Below are 5,647 nucleotides of genomic sequence, written 5' to 3' on the forward strand. Positions count from 1 at the left end.
CCCCAGATACCGAACACGCCACACTCTTCGTTTAGACCTCTGATGTCATACATGCGTGAATTGCCCCTTTCCAAGCCTCCGTCATACGATTCACGTCTAAAGTAACTTCCCCTTGGTTTGTAGATAGTTTAAATGATTCTGTACCGAATGTACCGATCGCTTCTGCACCGTCGATATCAATTTCTTTACCTTGTTTCGCAATAACAATGTAGTTCCCTTGTGTTTCAGCAAACAGTTCTGCATCATTCACATCAAGCTGCGCTTCAAGACCTGTATTGAAGTAAGCTGCAATCTGTGCAAGTTTCACGCCGATCCCACCTTTACCGACAGCTTGAACATGACCAAGCTTACCGTCAATGATGTGCTGACGAATCGCTTCACCGCGCGCTACTTCCTGTTCGAGATCGATCGCTACATCAGTATGTGCGACTTCATTGAATAATAGCTTCTCGAGCTGGCTGCCACCGAAGTCCGGTTTAACCTCTCCGACGAAATAGATTGTATCGCCTTTAGACGGTTTAAAATCTACTAAATAATCAACATCTTCAATCAATCCGACCATACCCACTACTGGTGTCGGGAAGATTGCATCACCTTTTGTTTCGTTATATAGGCTGACGTTACCTGAAACAACAGGTGTGTTCAGCGCGCCACACGCTTCCGCCATACCACGTGTAGAATCTGCTAGCTGCTGATAGATTTCAGGCTTTTCAGGATTACCGTAGTTTAAGCAGTCCGTCATTGCAAGAGGTAAGCTGCCGACAGATATCAAGTTACGGTATGCTTCAGCTACGACCATCTTACCGCCTTCGTATGGGTTATTGAATACGTAACGTGCTTCACCATCTAAGGTTGCAGCGATGGCTTTTTTCGTACCTTCAACACGTGTTACACCTGCTGATAGTCCTGGCTTGATGATCGTGTTCGCACCCACCTGCTGATCGTACTGACTATATGCCCAGTTCTTAGAAGCCATTGTCGGGTGAGATAACAACTTCATCAAAGTATCCTGCGCATCGATATTTGAGTAGTCGTGATTCACAGCATCAAACTGTGCTGCACGACCTTCTAATACATATACCGGTGCTTCATCAGATAACGGCTGCACCGGTATATCTGCAAAGACCTCCCCTTCATACGTCAATACGAAACGATCTGTATCCGTTACTTCACCGATCACAGCACTATCTAATTCGTAATGGTCGAACAAATCCAAGAATTTCTGCTCCGTTCCTTTTTCAACAACAAGCAGCATACGTTCTTGTGTTTCAGATAACATCATCTCATATGGTGAAATACCCGCTTCACGCGTCGGCACTTTCTCGAGTTCGAGATGAATACCGCTGCCACCTTTAGCCGCCATTTCAGAACTTGATGATGTCAGACCTGCTGCACCCATATCCTGTATCCCGACTAATTCTGGGAATGTGATGGCTTTAAGTGTCGCTTCCATCAACTTCTTACCGACAAACGGGTCACCGATCTGCACTGATGGACGTTTAGATTCGCTTTCTTCACTTAACTCCTCAGATGCGAATGTTGCACCGTGGATCCCGTCACGACCCGTCTTAAGTCCCACGTAGATGACAGGATTACCTTCACCTTTCGCTGTTCCTTTTTGAATCTTGTCATGATCGATAATACCGACGCACATCGCATTGACAAGGGGGTTCCCTTCGTACTGACGATCAAACTCGATTTCACCTGCAACTGTAGGGATACCGATACAGTTACCGTAGCCGCCGATACCCGCAACGACCCCTTTGAATAGACGCTGGTTCTGCTTCTCTGTTAATTCACCGAAACGTAAGCTATTGAGCAGCTGAATTGGACGTGCACCGATGGATACGATATCACGGACGATACCGCCGACACCTGTCGCTGCACCTTGATAAGGTTCAATGGCAGACGGGTGGTTATGAGATTCAACCTTGAATACTACCGCCTGGTTATCACCGATATCCACAACACCAGCGCCTTCACCAGGACCCATCAACACACGCTCACCTGTCGTCGGGAACTGCTTTAAGAAAGGTTTAGAATGCTTGTATGAACAATGTTCACTCCACATTACAGAGAAGATACCAATTTCAGTATAGTTTGGCATACGTCCTAATATGTCGACCACCTTGTCGTACTCTTTATCTGAAAGCCCCATATCCTGGTATAATTTATTCTCTTTAATTTCATTTGCAGTTGGTTCTAGAAACTTGACCATGATTATTTCCCCCAGCTTTCTAAAATGGATTCGAATAATTTCACACCGTCATCCGTACCAAGCAATGCTTCCATCGCACGTTCCGGGTGAGGCATCATACCACATACGTTGCCTGCTTTATTCACGATTCCTGCGATATCTTCGATCGAGCCGTTCGGATTGTCATGATACGTTAAGATGATCTGATTGTTTGCTTTCAGTTCAGCTAACGTTTCATCCGAGCAGTAGTAATTACCTTCCCCGTGTGCAATCGGATAGATCACTGTCTCATCTTTATCGTACTTATGTGTAAACTTCGTGTTGTTATTGACGATTTTAAGCGGTTCGTTCTGACAGATAAACTGATGCTTCGTATTATGCATTAAAGCACCTGGTAATAATCCGATCTCCGTCAGGATCTGGAATCCATTACATACACCTAGCACCGGCTTACCTTCAGCAGCTAAACGTTTTACTTCAGGCACAATCGGTGCCACACGTGCCATCGCACCACAGCGCAGGTAGTCACCAAATGAGAATCCTCCTGGAATCAACACACCATCAAAGCCTTCAAGCGACGTCTTACGATAATCAACATATTCCGCTTCAAAACCAGTCTTCAAAGCTGCATTGAACATATCGCGATCACAGTTTGAACCTGGAAATTCAATCACAGCAAACTTCATTATTTCGTCTCCTCATCTTCAACAATTTTGTAGCTGTATTCTTCGATTACAGTGTTCGCAAATAACTTCTCACTTAATGTATTAACTACGTTTGCAACGGCCTGTTCGCTCGCTTCGTCAACCGTCATATATAATACTTTACCTACGCGAATATCGTTGACTTGAGTGTAGCCCAGATCATGTACCGCACGTGTTAACGTTTGTCCTTGTGTGTCTAATACCTGTGGTTGTAATGTGATGTGTAATTCGATTTTAGTCATTTTATAGCGCCTCCAGCTTATTATAGAATTGAGTATAAGTATCAATCAGTGAACCTGTGTCTTCTCTGTATACGTCTTTATCAAAGTTTTCTTTCGTGTCTTTATCCCAGATGCGGCAAGTATCCGGTGAAATTTCGTCTGCAAGCAGGATATTACCGTCCTGGTCCTTACCGAATTCAATCTTGAAATCGATCAGCTGCAAATTCATCTCATCCATCATCTTCACGAGCATGTCATTGATGATTAACGCCTGACGTTTCAGTTCAGCGATGTCGTCATCATCTGCAATGCCGAGTAACTTCACGTGGTCATCTGTAATAATTGGATCATTCAGTGCATCTTCCTTATAATAGAACTCTACAAGCGGTGATTTGAACTGCACACCTTTGTCAAAACCGAGACGCTTGACAATTGAACCTGCAGCATAGTTTCTGACAACAACTTCAAGCGGAATAATTGTAACTGCTTTAACTAGCTGTTCAGTGTCGCTTAACTTCTTGATAAAGTGAGACTCTAGCCCTTGTCGTGCAAGGCGCTCGAAGAAATAGCTTGTAATCAAGTTGTTCAGTCGACCTTTACCAGCCATACTATCTTTCTTTGCACCGTTGCCCGCTGTTACTTCATCCTTGTATTCGATGCGGAACACATGGTCCTCATCCGTACTGTATACACGCTTTGCTTTTCCTTCATAAACTAAGGTCATTTCATCAGCTCCTTATATATAGGATAATAAGTATCCGTGTCATCGTCTAACAAAAGGGTAATATGTCCCATCTTCCTGTTTTCTTTCCTTGCCTCTTTACCATATACATGGACATGCCATTCTGGATGTTCAGGGAAGAGATGTTCCATCAAGTCCAGATCCTGACCGAGCAGATTGTACATCACAGCGGAACTGTGCAGCTTGATTTGTTTCGGTAATCTGTAGCCAAGCACCGACAGAATATGCGTATCAAATTGCGAATAATCACACGCTTCAATAGAGTAATGTCCGGAGTTATGAGGACGTGGTGCGATTTCGTTGACGTAGAGCCTACCTTCTTTATCGATAAAGAATTCCACAGTGAACGTACCGACGAAATGAATCTTATGAATGATTTTCTCCACTTCAGCAATCGCAGCTGCTCTATACTCATGCGCCTGCTTCACCGTCGTACTGAACAGGATCTGGTTACGGTGGACATTCTCCTGTACAGGGAAGTAGACGACCTCTCCCTGAAGATTACGTGATGCTGTAATCGAAATCTCACGGTCAAGCGCAATACGTTTCTCTGCGACGAGAACATTGCCATCAGCCATATTGTACGCTTCTTCTAACTGTGCTTTCTCCGTTACAACAAGTTGACCCTTGCCATCATAACCGCCGAACACAGTCTTCAGTACGAGTGGCAGACCGATTTCACGCACAGCAGCATCGACATCCGCCGGACCTTCGATACGCCTGTATGGAACAACCGTAGCGCCACTTCTTGCGATGGCTTCCTTCTCACTGAGACGATTCTGCAGAATATGTACCGTTTCAAAACCTTGAGGCACATGATTTTCTTTTGCAATGACTTCTAGCGCCTCTGCATTAATATTCTCAAATTCATATGTGATGACGTCGCTATAGCGGCTTAACGCTTTCAATCCTGCAATATCATTGTACGGTGCATGCACGAAGTGATGTGCCACGAAGCGTGCAGGACAACGTTCATCGGGATCAAGCACAGCAACTTTAAATCCCATGCGCTGTGCAGACTGTGCCATCATCTTACCCAGCTGACCCCCACCGATGATACCAATCGTGTCACCGAGCGCGAATTTATTTAAGGTCATGCTGCATCGCCTCCACTTTCTTTACTAAAGATGCTTCATAATCATCCAGCTGAGCTACTAAAGCGGTATCCTTCAGACTGAGCATACGTGCGGCAAGAATCCCTGCATTCTTAGCACCAGCTTTACCGATTGCAGTCGTGGCTACCGGAATTCCACCAGGCATCTGTACGATTGATAATAAGGAATCCATTCCCTTCAAAGCTTTCGATTCAATCGGTACACCGATCACCGGAAGCGTCGTCATCGAAGCGACCATTCCCGGCAAGTGCGCCGCACCACCAGCACCCGCGATAATGATCTCGATGCCTTTCTTACGAGCAGACTTCGCAAAATCAACCATCGTAAGTGGCGTACGATGCGCAGATACAACACTCGTCTCATAGTCGATGCCGAAAGTTTCAAGTATTGTAACCGCTTCTTTCATCGTCTCCCAGTCAGAAGAAGACCCCATTATTACTGCTACTGTCACAACTATCACCCTTTATAATTATTTGAAAAGCGCCTTCATTTATGTGTATATTACTTATATAGCATAACAATGACACGTACAGATTTCAACGGAAAAAACGAACAATTACGTATTTTTTTATTAATTATTATTTTTTTGTTCGTATTTTTAGATTGCTTACTGCTATAATGATATTAAACGTTCGAATAAATGGAGGGAACTGGAATGTCAGCAAAAG

6 protein-coding genes are annotated in these 5,647 nt (G+C 44.4%); all 6 read right to left on the reverse strand.

Going from position 1 to position 5,647, the window contains the following annotated elements; genetic code table 11:
- Nucleotides 1–31 precede the first annotated feature (31 nt).
- The 6 genes from purL to purE are packed head-to-tail and all read right to left on the reverse strand — an operon-like array spanning nt 32 to nt 5,430.
- Entirely contained in the window at nt 32–2,218 is a 2,187-nt protein-coding gene (gene purL / locus CD152_RS06670) for a phosphoribosylformylglycinamidine synthase subunit PurL (protein WP_101041736.1), read from the reverse strand.
- Between the two features lie 2 nt (nt 2,219–2,220).
- Nucleotides 2,221–2,883: a phosphoribosylformylglycinamidine synthase subunit PurQ gene (purQ, locus tag CD152_RS06675; RefSeq protein ID WP_086038467.1), complete on the reverse strand. Its 663-nt coding sequence runs from the start codon at nt 2,881–2,883 to the stop codon at nt 2,221–2,223.
- Complete coding sequence (purS, locus tag CD152_RS06680) at nt 2,883–3,143, reverse strand: phosphoribosylformylglycinamidine synthase subunit PurS (RefSeq protein ID WP_012656598.1); 261 nt, start codon at nt 3,141–3,143, stop codon at nt 2,883–2,885. Before purS ends, purQ begins: the two co-directional genes overlap by 1 nt.
- A 1-nt stretch (nt 3,144) precedes the next feature.
- Nucleotides 3,145–3,846, reverse strand: coding sequence for a phosphoribosylaminoimidazolesuccinocarboxamide synthase (purC, locus tag CD152_RS06685; RefSeq protein ID WP_101041737.1), 702 nt, complete (start codon nt 3,844–3,846; stop codon nt 3,145–3,147).
- The gene (gene purK / locus CD152_RS06690) at nt 3,843–4,961 is read right to left on the reverse strand and encodes a 5-(carboxyamino)imidazole ribonucleotide synthase (RefSeq protein WP_101041738.1); all 1,119 of its coding nucleotides are present in this window, start codon (nt 4,959–4,961) and stop codon (nt 3,843–3,845) included. The genes purC and purK overlap by 4 nt, the downstream gene beginning before the upstream one ends.
- Nucleotides 4,948–5,430 carry a 5-(carboxyamino)imidazole ribonucleotide mutase gene (gene purE / locus CD152_RS06695; protein WP_086038464.1) on the reverse strand — a complete coding sequence of 161 codons (483 nt, stop codon included), beginning with the start codon at nt 5,428–5,430 and terminating at the stop codon, nt 4,948–4,950. The genes purK and purE overlap by 14 nt, the downstream gene beginning before the upstream one ends.
- Between the last annotated feature and the right edge of the window lie 217 nt (nt 5,431–5,647).

The organism is Macrococcoides caseolyticum, assembly GCF_002902665.1.
Lineage (GTDB): Bacteria > Bacillota > Bacilli > Staphylococcales > Staphylococcaceae > Macrococcoides > Macrococcoides caseolyticum.